This window comes from Mycobacterium angelicum, assembly GCF_002086155.1.
Classification (GTDB): Bacteria; Actinomycetota; Actinomycetes; order Mycobacteriales; family Mycobacteriaceae; genus Mycobacterium; species Mycobacterium angelicum.
This window is the reverse complement of record NZ_MVHE01000046.1, coordinates 25,590-43,230: the sequence shown is the minus strand read 5'-3', so window position 1 is coordinate 43,230 and position 17,641 is coordinate 25,590. Positions and strand designations below refer to the sequence as shown.

General features: G+C 69.6%; 18 protein-coding genes and 1 pseudogene. 7 read left to right on the top strand and 12 right to left on the bottom strand.

Annotated elements, in window-relative coordinates; all coding sequences use genetic code 11:
• Nucleotides 1–356: pseudogene (locus tag BST12_RS32155) on the top strand (hypothetical protein); the annotation flags it as partial.
• A 30-nt stretch (nt 357–386) separates the two neighbouring features.
• Here the strand turns inward: BST12_RS32155 and BST12_RS21150 are convergent.
• From BST12_RS21150 to ruvC, 5 genes are all read right to left on the bottom strand, one after another.
• The gene (locus BST12_RS21150; RefSeq protein WP_083115099.1) at nt 387–1,052 is read right to left on the bottom strand and encodes a hypothetical protein; all 666 of its coding nucleotides are present in this window, start codon (nt 1,050–1,052) and stop codon (nt 387–389) included.
• Between the two features lie 173 nt (nt 1,053–1,225).
• Complete coding sequence (locus BST12_RS21145) at nt 1,226–1,612, bottom strand: DUF1304 domain-containing protein (RefSeq protein ID WP_083115097.1); 387 nt, start codon at nt 1,610–1,612, stop codon at nt 1,226–1,228.
• Nucleotides 1,613–1,620: 8 nt separating this feature from the next.
• The gene (gene ruvB, locus BST12_RS21140) at nt 1,621–2,658 is read right to left on the bottom strand and encodes a Holliday junction branch migration DNA helicase RuvB (protein WP_083115096.1); all 1,038 of its coding nucleotides are present in this window, start codon (nt 2,656–2,658) and stop codon (nt 1,621–1,623) included.
• Nucleotides 2,655–3,257: a Holliday junction branch migration protein RuvA gene (gene ruvA / locus BST12_RS21135; protein WP_083115094.1), complete on the bottom strand. Its 603-nt coding sequence runs from the start codon at nt 3,255–3,257 to the stop codon at nt 2,655–2,657. Before ruvA ends, ruvB begins: the two co-directional genes overlap by 4 nt.
• Entirely contained in the window at nt 3,254–3,808 is a 555-nt protein-coding gene (ruvC, locus tag BST12_RS21130) for a crossover junction endodeoxyribonuclease RuvC (protein ID WP_083115092.1), read from the bottom strand. The genes ruvA and ruvC overlap by 4 nt, the downstream gene beginning before the upstream one ends.
• 137 nt (nt 3,809–3,945) lie before the next feature.
• Between ruvC and BST12_RS21125 the strand changes: the two genes are divergently transcribed.
• The 5 genes from BST12_RS21125 to BST12_RS21105 are packed head-to-tail and all read left to right on the top strand — an operon-like array spanning nt 3,946 to nt 7,570.
• Complete coding sequence (locus BST12_RS21125; RefSeq protein WP_083115091.1) at nt 3,946–4,563, top strand: DUF4178 domain-containing protein; 618 nt, start codon at nt 3,946–3,948, stop codon at nt 4,561–4,563.
• Nucleotides 4,564–4,571: 8 nt separating this feature from the next.
• A complete protein-coding gene (locus BST12_RS21120; RefSeq protein ID WP_083115089.1) occupies nt 4,572–5,096 on the top strand; it encodes a DUF2617 family protein in 525 nt (174 codons plus the stop codon).
• Nucleotides 5,093–5,524 carry a DUF4247 domain-containing protein gene (locus tag BST12_RS21115; protein ID WP_083115113.1) on the top strand — a complete coding sequence of 144 codons (432 nt, stop codon included), beginning with the start codon at nt 5,093–5,095 and terminating at the stop codon, nt 5,522–5,524. The genes BST12_RS21120 and BST12_RS21115 overlap by 4 nt, the downstream gene beginning before the upstream one ends.
• Nucleotides 5,525–5,546: 22 nt before the next feature.
• Complete coding sequence (locus BST12_RS21110) at nt 5,547–6,005, top strand: DUF350 domain-containing protein (protein WP_083115088.1); 459 nt, start codon at nt 5,547–5,549, stop codon at nt 6,003–6,005.
• A complete protein-coding gene (locus BST12_RS21105; protein WP_083115086.1) occupies nt 6,002–7,570 on the top strand; it encodes a polyamine aminopropyltransferase in 1,569 nt (522 codons plus the stop codon). Before BST12_RS21110 ends, BST12_RS21105 begins: the two co-directional genes overlap by 4 nt.
• A 10-nt stretch (nt 7,571–7,580) precedes the next feature.
• On the opposite strand, the gene BST12_RS34320 is transcribed toward BST12_RS21105, so the two are convergent.
• The 5 genes from BST12_RS34320 to pdxS form a co-directional block, all read right to left on the bottom strand.
• A complete protein-coding gene (locus BST12_RS34320; protein WP_083115084.1) occupies nt 7,581–10,346 on the bottom strand; it encodes a PE family protein in 2,766 nt (921 codons plus the stop codon).
• 91 nt (nt 10,347–10,437) lie between these two features.
• Nucleotides 10,438–11,193 carry a YebC/PmpR family DNA-binding transcriptional regulator gene (locus tag BST12_RS21095; protein ID WP_083115083.1) on the bottom strand — a complete coding sequence of 252 codons (756 nt, stop codon included), beginning with the start codon at nt 11,191–11,193 and terminating at the stop codon, nt 10,438–10,440.
• 72 nt (nt 11,194–11,265) lie between these two features.
• Entirely contained in the window at nt 11,266–11,859 is a 594-nt protein-coding gene (gene pdxT, locus BST12_RS21090) for a pyridoxal 5'-phosphate synthase glutaminase subunit PdxT (protein ID WP_211281321.1), read from the bottom strand.
• A complete protein-coding gene (gene tesB, locus BST12_RS21085) occupies nt 11,856–12,692 on the bottom strand; it encodes an acyl-CoA thioesterase II (protein WP_083115081.1) in 837 nt (278 codons plus the stop codon). Before tesB ends, pdxT begins: the two co-directional genes overlap by 4 nt.
• A gap of 14 nt (nt 12,693–12,706) precedes the next feature.
• Nucleotides 12,707–13,621, bottom strand: coding sequence for a pyridoxal 5'-phosphate synthase lyase subunit PdxS (gene pdxS / locus BST12_RS21080; RefSeq protein ID WP_083115080.1), 915 nt, complete (start codon nt 13,619–13,621; stop codon nt 12,707–12,709).
• 306 nt (nt 13,622–13,927) lie between these two features.
• On the opposite strand from pdxS, the gene BST12_RS21075 reads away from it, so the two are divergent.
• Nucleotides 13,928–15,457, top strand: coding sequence for a PPE family protein (locus BST12_RS21075; protein WP_083115078.1), 1,530 nt, complete (start codon nt 13,928–13,930; stop codon nt 15,455–15,457).
• A 3-nt stretch (nt 15,458–15,460) separates the two neighbouring features.
• Here BST12_RS21075 and BST12_RS21070 read toward each other — a convergent pair whose 3' ends face one another.
• Together BST12_RS21070 and BST12_RS21065 are read right to left on the bottom strand one after the other, a co-directional pair.
• Nucleotides 15,461–16,510, bottom strand: coding sequence for an NUDIX hydrolase (locus BST12_RS21070; protein WP_083115076.1), 1,050 nt, complete (start codon nt 16,508–16,510; stop codon nt 15,461–15,463).
• Entirely contained in the window at nt 16,510–17,634 is a 1,125-nt protein-coding gene (locus BST12_RS21065; RefSeq protein WP_083115075.1) for a glycosyltransferase family 4 protein, read from the bottom strand. Before BST12_RS21065 ends, BST12_RS21070 begins: the two co-directional genes overlap by 1 nt.
• Nucleotides 17,635–17,641: the final 7 nt, after the last annotated feature.

Sequence of the window (17,641 nt, the reverse complement as noted above, 5' to 3'; positions counted from 1 at the left end):
GTGCTGGCGCCATCGCCGGGACGGGCGGCGCCGGCGGTGATGCCGCCGCGGTTGGCGAGTCGGGTCACGGCGGCGCCGGTGGTATCGGCAGCGGTGAGGCCGATGGCGGCGTCGGTGGCGGCGGCGGCGGCGGCGCTGGCGCAACCCTGGTCAACGGTGTTACTCCCGAGGGTCGCAACGGTGGTCCCGGCAATGGAGGCACCGGCGACGAGGCCGGCGCTGGAGGACCGGGCGCCTTCAATCCCATCGGCGGACAAGACGGCGGTCGCGGCGGCAGCGCCGGCGGCGGCGGCAGAGGCGGATTTACCTTCTTTGGCTACCCCGGTTCCAACGGCGGCGCCGGCCGGTCGGGCTAACCCGGACCGGGCCGGCGCCGCCGATCGCCGCTACACGTGGGCGCGGTGTCGCCAGGGCATGCCCCGGTGCCGCGGCTCAGGCTCTGCCGCCGGCGGGTACTGCTCCGCACGCGGCGTGGTGAGCGCCTGGGAGGAGACGGCGGCCGGCTCGGGCTCGGCCGCATCCATGTACGGCTGCGGAGCGGGCTCGTGCGCCACCCGCGTGTCGACGGGTTCGACCGCGCGGACATCACGTGCCAGCCGGACGGCCAACCTCGCCAGGACCGCCCCACTGAGGAATGTGATCAACACACCGAGGCCGGAGAAATAAGCGATTTCCAGTGCAGCGCGCTTGCGCGCGGTGGCGGCGACCGGGTCGCCGACGGAACCGATGCTCAGCAGCGGTGCGATCGCGCCGCCGACTACGAACCAGGCGCCACCCAGAGCCGCCAGCCAACCGCCGAGCATCGCGCTGGCGCGGTTTCCCGAAACGATGAGCAGCAGGCCGCCGACGGCGGTCGCGGCGCCGGGCAACACCTCGAGCCAGCCACGCGCCGTGGTCCATGCGTGGCCAGGCGTGTAAGCGAAGTCGAAGTTAGGACCGACGAAGGGAATAAGCGCCCCCCAGGCGCCGAGAATCACGAGGAGTACTCCGATCACGGTGCCGCGGGAGCGTGGCATACGCAACCGGCCAGGACGGTCTTCAGTGTGTTTCATGGCAATCTCCTTGTTTGGTACCGGCTTGGGTACCCGGCCGATCTGGTGATGTAACCGATGGCCGCCGGACGACTGCTTGTTGAGACGCGATATCGCCGGTGATATCGCGTTTCCAGTTCGGGTATGTGCCCGCTCGGCGTGACGGCTGTGACAGGTGTGACTGGGGAGGCCAGTTACGACGTCAGGCCGATCACCAGCAGCACGACGGCGATCGCCGGAAAGGTGCCCTGCGTGATCGCGGCCCGCGCCTTGTCCCGCGCGGAAACCAGCAGGACCGCCGCGGCCGCGCTCATCGATCCAACGCCGGCAAAGATCAGCGCGGCGCCCACCGCCTGATGCGCCGTCGCGACCGCAACGATCCCTACGCCGGTGACGATCGCCAGAAACAAGTTGTAAAAGCCCTGGTTGAACGCCAGCAGCCTGGTTGTCTCCGCCTCTTCGGGCGTGGTGCCGAATGTCGCGCGGGTGCGCGCAGAGGTCCAGGTCAGCGACTCCATGACGAAGATGTAGACGTGCAATAGCGCGGCCAATGCGGCGAATACCAGAGCGGCGGCGATCATCGGTTCTCCTACTCGAATAGCCCTGGTTGCGTGGCTCCGACGGGTGGAGTCATGCCCAGGTGCGTCCAGGCCAGGGCGGTGGCTACCCGGCCGCGGGGGGTGCGGGCGACCATGCCGGCGCGGACCAGGAACGGTTCGCACACCTCCTCGACGGTGGTGGCCTCCTCCCCTACCGCCACCGCCAGCGTCGATACCCCAACCGGCCCGCCGCCGAAGCTGCGGGTGAGCACCGACAGCACCGCCCGGTCCAGCCGGTCCAGGCCGAGTTCGTCGACGTCATAGACCGCCAGCGCGGACTTGGCGATGTCGCGGGTGATGATGCCGTCGGCGCGCACCTCGGCGAAGTCACGAACCCGGCGCAGCAGCCGGTTGGCGATTCGCGGTGTGCCCCGTGAGCGCCGGGCGATTTCCGCGCCTGCATCCGCGCCCAGCTCGATGCCCAGAATGCCCGCCGAGCGGGCCAACACCCGTTCCAGCTCGGTGGGCTCGTAGAAATCCATGTGCGCGGTGAATCCGAACCGATCACGCAGTGGGCCGGTCAGCGCGCCGGACCGGGTGGTCGCGCCGACCAGCGTGAACGGCTCCACCTGCAGTGGAATCGATGTCGCCCCGGGGCCTTTGCCGACGACCACGTCGACGCGAAAATCCTCCATCGCCAGGTACAGCATCTCCTCGGCGGGCCGGGCGATGCGGTGAATCTCGTCGATGAACAGCACGTCGTGTGCGACCAGATTGGACAGCATCGCGGCCAGGTCGCCGGCGCGTTCCAGCGCGGGCCCCGACGTCACCCGCAGCGAAGAGCCCAGCTCGGCGGCGATGATCATCGCCAGCGACGTCTTGCCCAAACCGGGTGGACCGGACAGCAGAATGTGGTCCGGTGTGCTGCCGCGGTTCTTAGCGCCCTCGAGGACCAGTTGCAGCTGTTCGCGCACCCGCGGCTGACCGATGAACTCGCGCAGCGAGCGGGGCCGCAGGCTGACGTCGATGTCACCCTCGCCGACGGTCAGCGCGGGCGAGACTTCGCGATCGAGTTGTTCCTCGCTCATTTCGACTTGCCCAGCAACGACAGGGCGGCACGCAGGGCGCTGGACGTCGTCACTTCCCCGTTTTGGTGGTCGCCGCTTAGCACCCTGTCGGTGGCCTCCTCGGCCTGTTTGGCAGCGAACCCGAGGCCGACGAGGGCCTCGACCACGGGGCTGCGCACCGCATGCCCGTTGACCAGCGGCGTCCCGCCGGCCGCGGCCACCGCCCCAACTTTGTCGCGCAACTCCAAGACCATGCGCTCGGCGCCGCGCTTGCCGATGCCGGGCACCCGGGTCAGCGCGGTGACGTCACCGTCGGCCAGCGCCTGACGCAGCGCCGCGGCGTCGTGCACAGCCAGCGTCGCCATGGCCAACCGCGGCCCGACACCGGACACCGACAGCAACGTCAGGAACAGGTCGCGCGTTTCGGTGTCGGAGAACCCATACAACGTCTGTGAATCTTCACGCACGATCATCGCGGTGATCAGCCGGGCTTCGGTGCCCTGCCGCAACGTCGCCAGCGTCGACGGCGTCGCGTTCACCCGGTAGCCGACGCCGGCCGCCTCGATCACCACGTGATCGAGGGCCACCTCGAGCACCTCACCGCGCACCGAAGCGATCATCGCGCGGCCTTCAGCTTGGCCTGGTATGCCCGGCGCTGCTGGGCCGCCAGGGCTTGCGCCTTGGCCAGCCGGGCGATCGTCGGCGCTCGCCAGCAGTGACAGATCGCCAGAGCCAGCGCGTCGGCGGCGTCGGCCGGGGTCGGTTTGGCTTGCAGCGCAAGGATTCTGGTGACCATCGCGGTGACCTGGGCCTTGTCGGCGGCGCCGTTGCCGGTGACCGCGGCCTTGACCTCACTGGGCGTATGAAAGTGCACATCGATGCCACGCTTAGCCGCGGCCAGCGCGACAACGCCACCGGCCTGTGCGGTACCCATCACCGTCGTCACGTTGAGCTGGGAGAACACCCGCTCGACGGCCAGCACGTCGGGGTGGTGCGTATCCAGCCAGTGGTCGACGGCGTTGCTGATCGCCAGTAGCCGCTCGGCCAGCGGCGCATCCGATGGGGTGCGCACCACGTCGACGTCCAGCGCGATGAGCTGCCGCCCGCCCGCGCTCTCGATCAGCGACAGCCCGCATCGCGTCAACCCGGGATCAACGCCCATCACCCGCACCGCAGCTCCCACCTCGCAACCGGTAACCGAACAGCTGTTCGATACCCTAGCGTGCGCATCGGACAGCAGCCGGTACGACACGCGCTCGAAAGCTGTTACGTTAAACCGCACATTCGCCGCGGTACGAAGGGGTATGCGTGGGAACACTGCTGGTCATAGCCGCTCTGGCGTTGTTCTTGGCGTCCATCGTCGTCCTCGTCGTGGCGCTGCGGCGCCCCAAGCAGCCGGGCCGGCCGTCGGGACGCCAGGACCCGTTGTCGTCCAGCGCCTCCTCGCCATTCGGACCGCAATTCGGGCCCCGGCAACTCGGGCCCGGCGCGATCGTCAGCCACGGCGGCGTCGACTACGTGGTGCGCGGATCGGTCACCTACCGGGAGGGGCCGTTCGTGTGGTGGGAGCACCTGCTGGAAGGCGGCGATCAGCCGCTCTGGTTCAGCGTCGAAGAGGACGACGGGCGCCTCGAACTTGCGATGTGGGTCAAACGCACGGATCTGGGTGAGCTCCAGCCCGGTGGCCAGCACGCCGTGGACGGCGTGACATTCCACGAGCAGGAGCGCGGCCACGCCGGCTACACCACCGAAGGCGAAACGGGACTGCCGGCCGGCGGCGAGATGGACTTCGTCGATTACGCCAATGCCGACGAGTCCTTATTACTGTCCTTCGAACGGTGGGCGCCCGGCATGCCCTGGGAGATCTCGACGGGCAAGTCGGTGTCGACCGGCGAGCTCACCGTCTATCCCGCACCCTCTGCCTAGGACCGCCGGTGCCGCTTCACCAGCTTGCCGTCACTCCGGCGGACGTATCCGGGGCCCGGCTGGCATTAGCAGTCAACGAGCCCGCGCCGCGGCCACTGGCCACCTACCGGCTGGACCACCCCGGCGGCGGCACACTGTCGCTCGGTGTCCTAGGAGCGTCGCACCTCATCACGGTCGAGCACGGCGCGGAGAGCTTTTCCGAGCAGGTGTCGTGTGCGGTCGGCGGTCACGCGGGCCTGCCCGAGCATCGCGACGGGCCCGGCTATCACTTGCAATCTCATACCGAGCATTGCGACGAGCCGAGGTTTCGCCGCCTGGCGCAGCACCTGCGCGGTCGCTGTGCGCGAGAAGCCGGATGGCTCGGCGGTGTGTTCCCCGGCGACGAAGCCGCGTTGACCGCGCTGTTCGCCGCGCCCGACGGCCCCGGCTGGCGCTGGCAGACGTGGCACCTCTATCCACTGCACGTCCACCCACTGCCTGCGGGCGGGTCCGGCGGGACGGTGGTCCATACGGCTAGCCGGTGGCAGCCATGAGCCGCAACCGGTTGTTGTGGATCGCCCTTGGGCTGGCCGTGGCGGCACTGGTCTCATTGATTTCCGGATTGCTGTTGCTGCACAAGGACATCGGCTCATATGTCGCGTCCCACTATCACGAGTACTCACAGGACGTGAACGGGACGCGCTACGTCTGCACGGGGTCACCCAAGCAGGTGGCCGACTCACTGGCCCAATATCAGGCCCCCCGGGCGCGTGCGTCCAGCGGCGACAACGAATACCTGCGCTACAGCGACAACATCATCATCGTCGGACCCGACGGCAGCCATCCGTGCAGCGTCCGCGTCGAAGGCTTGAGCGCGGGATACAACCACGGCTCGTTCATCTTCCTCGGTCCCGGATTCACACCGGGGTCCCCGTCGGGCGGCTCGGGCGGTAGTCCCGGCGGGCCCGACGGTACCAAATAGGTATCGCAAAAGGAGGCCAGCAATGTACACAGCAGCCGTCGAATTCGGCACCGTCAGCGTCGCGCCGATACTGCGCGGGGCGGTCGCCACGGTCCTGTATTTCCTGGTGGGCATCGCGGTGCTGATCGCCGGCTTCCTCATGGTCGACGTGCTGACTCCGGGAAACCTGCGCCGGCTGGTGTTCATCGACCGCCGGCCCAATGCCGTCGTCCTGGCCTCGGCCATGTACGCGGCGCTGGCCACCGTCATCATCGCCGCGATCTACACCAGCTCCAGCCAGCTGGGCCAGGGTCTGCTCGGTGTGGCAATCTACGGGACGGTCGGCGTCATGCTGCAGGGGGCGGCGCTGTTCATCTTGCAGATCGTGGTGCCGGGCAACTTCCATGAGCACGTCGAGGAACCCGAGCTGCATCCGGCCGCATTTGCCACGGCCGCGATGTTGCTGGCCGTGGGAGGGGTTACCGCGGCTGCATTGTCGTGACCGCTGTCGAGGTGGTGGCGGCCACCGAATCTTCCGGGCGCTGGCGGTCGGTGCTGCTGGCCGCCGTGGCGGCGTGTGCGGCCTGCGGCATCGTCTACGAGCTGGCGCTGCTGACCCTGTCGACCAGCCTGAACGGCGGTGGCATCGTGGCCACCTCGTTGATCGTGGCGGGCTATATCGCCGCACTGGGTTTGGGCGCGTTGCTGGTCAAGCCGTTGCTGACGCGGGCGGCTGTCGCGTTCATCGCAGTGGAGGCGCTGCTGGGCATCGTCGGCGGTTTGTCGGCGGCGGCGCTGTATGTGGCGTTTGCGTTCGTCGACGGATCCACGCTGGTGCTGGTGGTGAGTACCGCCCTGATCGGTTGCCTGGTCGGTGCCGAGGTGCCGCTGCTGATGACGCTGCTACAGCGCGGGCGGGTCTCCGGCGCCGCCGATACCGGACGCACGCTGGCCAACCTCAACGCGGCCGACTACCTGGGCGCTTTGATCGGAGGGCTGGCCTGGCCGTTCGTCCTGCTGCCGCAACTGGGCATGATCCGTGGCGCGGCGGCCACCGGCATCGTCAACTTGGTGGCGGCGGCCGTGGTGGCGGTCTTCTTGCTGCGCCGCGTGGTGTCCGGCCGCCGGCTCGCGGCCGCGTTGTGCGCGCTGGGCGCGGCGCTGGCGGTGCTTGTCACGCTGTTGGTGCAGGCCCACGACATCGAAACCACCAGCAGGCAAAACCTCTACAACGATCCGATCATCGCCTATCGGCATTCGGCCTATCAGGAGATCGTGGTCACCCGCCGCGACAATGACATGCGCCTGTACCTGGACGGGGGTTTGCAGTTCTCCACCCGCGACGAATTCCGCTACACCGAGAGCCTGGTCTACCCCGCGCTCGGCGGCGCCCCTGGGAAAAACGCGCATTCGGTGCTGGTGCTGGGCGGCGGCGACGGCCTGGCGGCCCGAGAGCTGTTGCGGCAGAACGGGATACAGCAAATCGTCCAAGTCGAGCTCGACCCCGCGGTGATTGAGCTGGCCCGCACCGTGATGCGCCCGGCCAACGGCGGGTCGCTGGACAACCCGCGCGTCCAGGTCGTCGTCGACGACGCGATGAGCTGGCTGCGCGGCCCGCACGCGCCGGGGACTTTCGATGCGGTGATCGTCGACCTGCCCGATCCGGATACACCGGTGCTGGGCCGGCTGTACTCGACGGAGTTCTATGGCCTGGTCGCCCGGGTGCTGGCGCCCGGCGGACTGATGGTGGTGCAGGCGGGAAGTCCGTTCTCCACGCCGACGGCGTATTGGCGCACGGTGTCGACGGTCGCGGCCGCCGGCTATGCGGTCACCCCGTACCACGTGCACGTGCCCACCTTCGGCGACTGGGGTTTCGTTCTGGCCCGCCGAGGCGACACTCCCCCGGCGCCGGCCGTGCCTGCTAACGCGCCGCCGCTGCGCTTTCTGGACCAGCGGGTGCTGGACGCGGCCACAGTATTTTCCAGTGACGTCGGGCCGCGACGGCTGGAACCGTCGACCTTGGACAATCCCCGCATCGTCGAGGACATGCGGCACGGGTACGACTAGGCGCCCCTCGCTAAATCTGGGGTAATTGACCGCCGGCGCCCCCGCCGCCGCCTGCACCACCACCGCCACCGACGCCGGCGCCGCCACTGCTGCCGGGCTGACCGGGGCCGCCAGCAGCTCCTGTTGTCGTGTTTGCGGTGCCACCGGTGCCCCCGCTGCCGCCCGGGCCGCCAGCGCCGCCGACGGCATCGCCGCCGGCCGTGCCGCCCGAGCCGCCGCTACCGCCCGCACCGCCGGGGCTGGCTAACAGGCCGCCGTCGCCGCCCGCGCCGCCGGCACCGCCGGTGCCGCCGGCCCCGGCCGCGCCACCGCCGATACCTGTGCCGCCGGTGCCACCATTACCGCCAATGCCGCCGACGCCCGGCTGGCCGGTCGGTCCGTAACCACCGGCGCCGCCGGTCCCGCCGGTGCCGCCGCTGCCTGCAGCCTGGCCGGCAGAGCCGCTGCCACCGGTGCCGCCGTCACCGCCGCCGCCGCCCGCACCACCGCTGCTGCCCGGCTGATCGGGGTTGGCTTCGTTGATATTGCCGATCCCGCCACCGCCACCGGCCCCGCCGGTGCCGCCGGTGCCGCCGGGTCCGTTCATGCTGGTGCCGCCCGCGCCACCGGCGCCGCCGAGGCCACCGCTGCCGCCGGCGTCACCGTTTCCGACGTCGCCGCCCCCACCTCCGGCGCCGCCGCTCCCGCCGGTGCCGCCGGGTCCGGTGATACTCGTCCCGCCGATCCCGCCGATGCCGCCGACGCCGCCGTTTCCACCCGATCCGTTAACGGCGCCGACCAATCCCATGCCACCGCCGCCGCCGGCGCCGCCCGCGCCACCGGCCGAACCGGTCAATCCGGTGCCGCCCTGTCCGCCCATACCGCCGGTGCCGCCGTCGCCGCCGACCTCGTTGAATCCTGCTGCTCCGTCGCCGCCGTCGCCGCCCTGGCCGCCCGCGTATCTGGTGGTGCCGGTTGCGCCGAGGGCGCCGCTGGTAGACCCGCTCCCGCCAACCCCGCCGCCGCCGGCCGCACCGGCAGTTCCGCCGTTTCCGCCGTCGCCACCATTTCTGATATGCACGTCCGACGAGATCTGGCCGCCGCCACCCGCCCCGCCATCGCCGGGTTTGCCGCCGCTGCCGCCGGTCCCGCCGACACCGCCGGCACCCTGAGCACCCGCGTGGCCGGTCGGCGCCGTCGCGGATCCACCGGCGCCGCCGTCACCACCGATCCCACCGGTGCCGCCGGTGCCGCCGTCGCTGCCGTTGCCACCGTTGCCAGGAGCGAAGAGGTGGTCTTCGGCGTCGACGCCACCGTCGAAGCCGATAGCTCCATTGACGCCGCTGCCACCGTCGCCGCCAGTGCCACCGACACCGCCGGCTCCGCCCATGCCGCCGTCGCCGGCATTCGTTCCGCCGTTGCCACCGACGCCGCCGTTTCCGCCTTTGCCACCTTGGTCACCGGTGCCGCCGTTGTCGCCTTCGCCCGCACCCGCGGCGCCGGTCGTGCCGGTGGCACCCTGGCCGCCGGCCCCGCCGGCGCCGCCGTTGCCGATCACCCCGCCGTCGCCGCCGTGCCCGCCGGTCCCGCCGACGCCGCCGTTGTGATCCCAGTCGCCGGCCGCACCCATCCCGCCGGCGCCGCCATTGCCACCGCCGGTGGGGGCCGCGCCGGCCGCACCGGTCGCACCCGTCGTGAAGCCGGCGCCGCCGGCTCCGCCCAGGCCACCGGTCCCGGGATTACCGCCGTGTCCGCCGGTGCCGCCGAGGCCGTTGTTGACGTCCCAGTCGCCGACGGCACCGACCCCGCCGTCGCCACCGAGCCCGCCGGTGCCGCCGTTTCCGCCGGCACCACCGGCACCTTGGTGGCCGCCGAACATGCCGGCGGCCGCGCCGCCGACGCCGCCGACGCCGCCGTTACCGCCGATCGAGCCGTCGCCACCGGTACCGGCCACACCGCCGACCGGTCCCGTCGCTCCCAAGCCCCCGGCTCCGCCGGCACCGCCGGCACCCCCGGTGCCGCCGGCCCCGCCGTTGCCCCACAGCGTCCCGCCGATGCCGCCGGTCCCGCCGGTGCCGCCGTCCCCGCCGGGGCCGCCGCCACCGCCGGTCGGGCCGGTCGGACCCGTCGCGCCTATTCCGCCGGCACCGCCGATCCCGCCATCGCCGAACCAGCGGGCGCTACCGCCCACGCCACCGGTCCCGCCGCCGACCCCGCCCACGCCGCCGGCACCGCCGTTACCCCACAACCAGCCACCCGTACCGCCCACACCGCCAACCGCGCCGGCTGCGCCGGCACCGCCGACTCCGCCGGCGCCGATCAGTCCCGCGTCGCCGCCCCGGCCGCCGGCGTGGCCCGGTGCACCCGCGCCGCCTGCACCGCCATTGCCCCACAGCAGGCCGCCGGCCCCACCGGTAGCTCCGGCCGCCGTGGCATCGGCACCGTTACCGATCAGCGGCCTACCGAGCAGCAGCTGAGTGGGCGCGTTGATCAGGCCAAGCAGCAGCTGCTCAACATTGAGCGACTCGGCACTGCCGTAGAGAGCCGCGCCGCCGGACAGCGCCTGCACGAACCGCTCCTGAAAAGCCGCGGCCTGGGCGGTGATCTCCTGATACTGCCGGCCGTGACTACCGAACAGTTCGGCGATCGCCGCCGACACCTCGTCGGCGCCCGCGACCACAATCTGTGTCGTCGGTTCGGCCGCGGCGGCGCTAGCCGCACCCACCGCCGAACCGACATTCGCCAACTCCGCGGCCGCCGAGGCAACCAACTCCGCAGACACGCTTACAAACGACATCGCACACCTCACCAACGCAGCTGCACACGGCAGATTTCATCGGTGCAAAAGCTAGTGGCGAGATATTGAACAGCTATTGAATCCGCCAGGCCTAATCCTCGTCGAGGGCGGCCAGCACCTCGTCGGAGAGGTCGACATTGGTCCAGACGTTCTGCACGTCGTCGCTGTCCTCGAGCGCATCGACGAGCTTGAACACCTTGCGGGCGGCATCGACGTCGACCGGAACGCTGACCGACGGCTGGAATCCCGCCTCGGCCGACTCGTAGTCGATGCCGGCTTCTTGCAAGGCGGTGCGCACCGCGACCAGATCGCCCGGCTCGGAGAGCACCTCGAAGCTGTCACCCAGGTCGTTGACGTCTTCGGCACCGGCTTCGAGCACGGCCATCAGCACGTCGTCCTCGGTCAGCTCGTTCTTGTCCAGCGTGACCACACCCTTGCGGGAGAACAGGTAGGCCACCGATCCCGGATCGGCCATGGCGCCGCCGTTGCGGGTCATCGCCACCCGCACTTCGCTGGCGGCCCGGTTGCGGTTGTCGGTCAGGCACTCGACCAGCACCGCGACCCCGTTGGGCCCGTAGCCCTCGTACATGATCGTCTGGTAGTCGGCGCCGCCGGCTTCCTCACCGGCGCCGCGCTTGCGAGCACGCTCGATGTTGTCGTTGGGCACCGAGGTCTTCTTCGCCTTCTGGATGGCGTCGTAGAGCGTGGGGTTACCGGCCGGGTCACCGCCGCCGGTACGCGCCGCGACCTCGATGTTCTTGATCAGCCGGGCGAACTCCTTGCCACGGCGGGCGTCTTTGACGGCCTTCTGGTGCTTGGTGGTCGCCCACTTGGAATGGCCGCTCATCGCTGTGCCTTACCTTCTTTCACTGGACAAGTTCGCCTGACGAGTCTACGTGGGCGGCCCACACTCGTCGGCTCAGGCGTTGCCGCGGACCATGTCGACGAACATCTGGTGTATGCGACGGTCGCCGGTCACTTCGGGGTGAAAGGCCGTCGCCAGCACACGACCCTGGCGCACCGCGACAATGTGACCGTCAGCGCGGGCCAGCACCTCGACACCGTCGCCCGCCCGCTCCACCCACGGCGCCCGGATGAACACCGCACGCACCGGCCGGTCAAACCCCGCGAACGGCAGGTCGCCCTCAAAGGAGTCGACCTGACGTCCAAAAGCGTTGCGCCGCACGGTCATATCGATTCCACTCAAGGGCAGCGCCTGGCGCCCGTTCACCCCGGCGTCCAGGATCTCGCTGGCCAGCAGGATCATGCCCGCGCACGACCCGTAGGCCGCAAGTCCGTCCGCCAGCCGCGCGCGCAGCGGTTCCAGCAGATCCAGGGCCGATAGCAGGTGGCTCACGGTGGTGGATTCGCCGCCGGGTAACACCAGCCCATCCACCGCGTCGAGTTCCTCGCGGCGGCGCACCGTCATCGGCTCGGCTCCACATTCGCCCAGCGCGGCCAGGTGCTCACGGGTGTCGCCCTGCAGGGCCAGCACCCCGATCTTCGGCGTCACGGCTGGTATCCGCGCTTATAGCGGGTCAGCCCCTCCTGCATTACCGCCGCAGCCATCTCGCCACGCTGGGTGAAGATCTTGCCCTGGGTAAGCGCGCGGCCACCGCCGGCCGACGGCGAGGACTGGTCGTAGAGCAGCCATTCGTCGGCCCGGAACGACCGCATGAACCACATCGCGTGGTCCAGCGATGCGACCTGCAGATGCTCCCGGACGTCGAGGTGGGTGACTTGCGCCGAGCCCAGCAGTGTCAGGTCGCTCATGTAGGCGAGCGCGCAGATGTGCAGGACCTGGTCGTCGGGCAGCGGATCACGGTGGCGAAACCACACCTGCTGCTGTGCGGCTTTGCCGGGCGAGAGTTGCAGGCGCTCGCGCGGCACGATGCAGACGTCCCACTCCTCGAACTGCTTGAACCCCGCGTCGTCGAACACCTTGATCGAGTTCAGCCCGGGCAGCCCGTCCGGTGGCGGCGCGGCCGGCATGGGGTCTTGATGGCCGATGCCGTCCTGCTCGGTCTGGAAGGACGCCCCCATGCTGAAAATGATCTCGCCGTGCTGAATGGCGTTGACCCGCCTGGTGGCGAACGATCCGCCGTCCCTGGTGCGTTCGACGAGGAAAACCGTGCGCGCCAGCGCATCTCCGGGCCGCAGGAAGTAACCGTGCAGCGAGTGCACCTGGTAGCGCGGGTCAACGGTGCGCACCGCCGACACCAGCGACTGTCCGGCCACGTGGCCGCCGAAGGTGCGCTGCAGGAAACCTGATTCCGGGCTGAAGACGCTGCCGCGGTAGATGTTGACCTCGAGTTGTTCTAGGTCAAGGATCTCTTCGATCGCCACCTATAGCCTTCGGTTTACCAGCCGCGTTGGGCCAGTCGATGCGGCTGCGCGATCTCGTCCACGTTGATGCCCACCATCGCCTCGCCCAGCCCGCGCGAGACCTTGGCCAGCACGTCCGGGTCGTCGTAGAAGGTGGTGGCCTTGACGATCGCCGCCGCACGCTGGGCGGGATCCCCGGACTTGAAGATGCCCGATCCGACGAACACGCCCTCGGCGCCCAGCTGCATCATCATCGCGGCGTCGGCGGGCGTGGCGATGCCACCGGCGGTGAACATGGTGACCGGCAGCTTGCCGGCCCGCGCCACCTCGACGACCAGGTCGTAGGGCGCCTGCAATTCCTTTGCGGCAACGAACAATTCGTCTTCGGACAGCGACGTCAGCCGGCGGATCTCGCCGCCGATGGCCCGCATGTGAGTGGTCGCGTTGGAGACGTCGCCGGTGCCGGCCTCGCCCTTGGACCGGATCATGGCCGCGCCTTCGTTGATACGACGCAGCGCCTCACCGAGATTGGTGGCCCCGCAGACGAAGGGCACGGTGAACTTCCACTTGTCGATGTGATGGCTGTAGTCGGCCGGCGTCAGCACCTCGGACTCGTCGATGTAGTCCACGCCGAGGCTCTGCAGGATCTGCGCCTCGACGAAGTGACCGATGCGGGCTTTCGCCATCACCGGGATGGTGACCGCGGAGATGATGCCCTCGATCATGTCGGGGTCGCTCATCCGCGAGACGCCGCCCTGGGCGCGGATATCGGCGGGCACCCGTTCCAGCGCCATCACCGCCACCGCACCCGCGCCTTCGGCGATACGGGCCTGCTCCGGGGTGACGACGTCCATGATGACGCCGCCTTTGAGCATTTCGGCCATGCCGCGCTTGACCCGCGCGGTGCCGGTCTGGCCGGAAACGTGCTGGGGCTGATTTGAGGTATTCACTGGCTTCTTCTCCCGTTCGACGCCGCATCAGTCTAATGGTCAGCAACAACCGAGTCGTGCCACTATGCACGTTGAACCGCTCGCCCAGCAACCCCCTTCTGCGCCAACGGCATTGACGGCACCGACGGAATCCAACGAATTTTTTCGAACCTCCTTCTAATACGTCCGCCATGTCATAAGGTCATCCCGGCGCTCTGCCACGGTCCTTGTCGGGGAGGACCTGAATTTTTCGTTGGTTATCACTCAGCCACGCATGTCGTGACGGCAGCCGCATGCAGCTGAGCAAGACGCTGAAAAGAACGAACCATGAAGTTCACCATCTTGCCGCCGGAGATCAACTCCGCGCGCCTGTATGCCGGCGCCGGTCCGGAACCCATGCTGACGGCCGCGGCGGCCTGGGACGGGCTGGCCGCTGACCTGCAGACCTCCGCGGCCTCGTTCGAGTCGATCACCTCCGGCCTGGTCGGCGCATCGTGGCAGGGCCCCGCGTCGGCGGCGATGACGGCCGCGGCCGCGCCGTATCTGGCGTGGTTGCGGGTGGCGGCCGAGCATGCCCTGCACACATCCGCCCAGGCCCGCACCGCGGCCGGCGCATTCGAGACAGCGCTGGTGGCCACGGTGCACCCGGCGATGGTCAGCGCCAACCGCACCGGGCTGTGGTCACTGATCAGCTCGAATCTGCTGGGCATCAACGCCCCGGCGATCGCGGCCGCCGAGGCCGAATACGAGCAGATGTGGGCCCAGGACGTGGCCGCCATGGCCGGCTATTACACCAACGTGTCGACGCTGGTCACCGAGTTGACGCCGTGGCAGCAGCTGCTGCACAACGTGCCCGCGGCCGCGTTCAGCGGCCTTAACCCGTCCGCCGCGGGCAGTCTGGGCCCCATCACGGCGTCGGTGACTGGACAAGGCACGGCGTTCGCCATGGGGACCGCCTTCATGTCGCCGACGGCCAGCTATGCCGCGCTCGTCGACCAGTTGTTCATCGCCCCCTACCACCCCGGCTTCACAACCCAAGGCTTGTACACACCGGAGCAGTACTGGCCGCTGACGGGTCTGACCAGCCTGACCTTCGGCCAGTCCATCACGCAGAGCGCCCGCGCCCTGGACGACGCGATCATGGCTCAACTCGGCAACCGCACCCTGGTGTTCGGCTACTCCCAGAGTTCGTCGGTGGCCACCCTGGAAATGCGCCATCTGATGAGCCTGCCGGCCGACCTGCGGCCCAGTACCGACGACTTGTCGTTCGTGCTCGCCGCGAATCCCAACCGCCCCAACGGCGGCTTCCTGGAACGCTTCGCCGGCCTCTACATTCCGGTGCTGGACCTGCCGTTCTTCGGAGCCACTCCGGCCAACGTGTACCCGACCCTGGACTACGCGATTCAATACGACGGCCAGGCCGACTTCCCCCAGTTCCCGATCAACCTGCTCGCCGACGCCAACGCGTTCGCGGGGATGATCTACGTGCACTCCGGCTACCTGGATCTCACGCCCGCCCAGATCGCTTCGGCTGTGGTGCAGCCGGTTTCGTCGCCCGACACGCTGACCACCTACCTGATGATTCCCAGCCACAATCTGCCGTTGCTGGAACCGCTTCGCGCGGTGCCGCTGGTGGGCAATCCGCTGGCCGACCTGGTCCAGCCCGATCTGCGGGTGCTCGTCGAGCTGGGCTATGACCGCACCGGCTACCAGGACGTGCCCACCCCGGCGGGACTGTTCCCGCACTTCGACCCGATCACCGTCGCCACCCAGCTACAGCAGGGGGCCGTGCAGGGCGTCGGGGATGCCCTGGCTGACCTGGGGTTGGCGCCGCCTGCATTCCTGCGGCCGGCCTGACCGTCAGCGGATGGGCTGGGGCGCGCCGGCGGTCTGCTCGTCGAGCGCCGCGTCCGCCAGCCGATTGGCCGCGGGCAGCAGCTCGCCCAATTGCAGCGGGTAGACCAGCTGCCCGCCGGCCACCAGCTCGGCGATGTCCTTCGGGTTGCACCAGCGGAAGCCGTGGATGTATCGGCGTTCCAGCTCCGTCCGGCCGGTGATGGACGGCTCGAACCGCCGCGTCCGGTACACCAGATAGAACTCTTCGCTGTCGATCATCGAGCCGTTGAACTCGAACACCTCGTCGCGCCGCCAGACCGGCCCCACCAGATCCGCCGGCGCGACTTGCAGCCCGGTTTCTTCGGCCAGCTCGCGGGCGGCGGCCTCGGCCAGCCGTTCGCCCTGCTGCACCTGCCCGCCCACGGTGAACCACCACTTGGCCGTCTTGTCGTCGGGCTTGGCCGGATCCGAACCACACAGCAGCAACACCGCGCCGGTGTCGTCGAGGAGCACCACCCGCGCCGAGGTGCGGTGGTTGAGCACCCCGTGATCGGTGTGCGCCAAGGCGTGCGGCCGCTCGGCGATCTCGAAATAGCTTGGCAACACGGCGGTTCCACCGAGATGAAACCTGCGCACCAAGGGTCGCGCGCCCAGCGCCAGGGTGTCGCGCACCGCGTCGTTGTGGAACCGGCGGGCCAGCAGCACCCGCGCTTCGGCGTCGGCCAGTTCGGCGATCAGCGCCGCCGGCAGCGACGCGGGGTCAACCGTCGCCAGCGCGGCGGAAAGTTCGTTCTCACATGCTTCGCGGGCGTGCCGCGGGGCGCGTTCGGCGGCGTCGGCCAGGGCGGCCAACCGACGGCCCGCGGTGCTGGCGTTCGACGTGCCGCCGTAGGCGTCGACGGCGACGGCGCGCGCCACCACCGCACGCCGGGCCAGCGCACCGTCCAGCGCCTGCCAGGACAGGTCGTAGCGGACATTCAACCGGTTCAGCCGGTTGGCGGTCTGATACGCCCAGGCGCCGAACACCAACAGCAGCGCCAACAGCACCGCGACCACGACGATCAGCCAGAGCACTAGCTGGCCACCTGAACTTTGGCGCCCGAGCCGGCGACCGTCTCGTATACCCGCATGATCTGGGTGGCCACTACCGACCAGTCGTAGCGGCGCACCGCCTCGGATCCAGCCGCCACATAGCGCTGCTGCACTGCCTCGTCGTCGAGCACCGAGATCAACGCATGGGCAAGCGCGGCGCTGTCGTCGACGGGCACCAGGCAACCGACTTCACCGTCGCGCAGCACCCGCCGGAACGCGTCCAAGTCGCTGGCCACCACCGGGGTGCCTGCGGCCATGGCCTCGACCAGGACGATGCCGAAACTCTCACCGCCGGTGTTGGGCGCGCAATAGACGTCGGCGCTGCGCATCGCCGATGCCTTCCCGGCGTCGTCCACCTGTCCGAGGAAGCGCAGGTGGCCGGCCAACTCGCCGGCCTGGCCGCGCAACTGTTCTTCGTCGCCGCGGCCGACGATCAGCAGCTCCACATCGGCGAAGCGCTGGACCAGCCTGGGTAGCGCGCCGAGCAGCACCGCCATTCCCTTGCGCGGCTCGTCGTAGCGGCCCAGGAACAACACCGTCTTGCCGGCCCGCGGGTATCCGTGCAGCCGCGACGCCAGGGCGAACGAATCGACGTCCACCCCGTTGGGGATCTCCACCGCGTCGGAACCCAGTGCCTCCATCTGCCAGCGACGGGCCAGATCCGACACGGCGATGCGCCCGACGATCTTCTCGTGCATCGGGCGCAGGATGCCCTGGAATACGGTCAGCGTCAGCGACTTGGTGGTCGAGGTGTGAAACGTCGCCACGATCGGGCCCTCGGCGATGTTGAGGGCCAGCATCGACAGGCTGGGCGCGTTGGGCTCGTGCAGGTGCAGCACGTCGAAATCGCCTTCGGCAAGCCATTTTTTCACCTTGCGGTGGGTCGCCGGGCCGAACCGCAGCCGAGCCACCGACCCGTTGTAGGGAATGGGAACGGCTTTGCCGGCGGAGACGACGTAGTCGGGCAGGCTGGCATGCGGCGACACCGGTGCGAGCACGCTCACCTCGTGACCGCGCTCGCGCATCACCTCGGCCAGCTGCAACACATGAGACTGCACCCCGCCCGGAACGTCGAACGAGTACGGACAGATCATCCCGATCCGCATCAGGCTT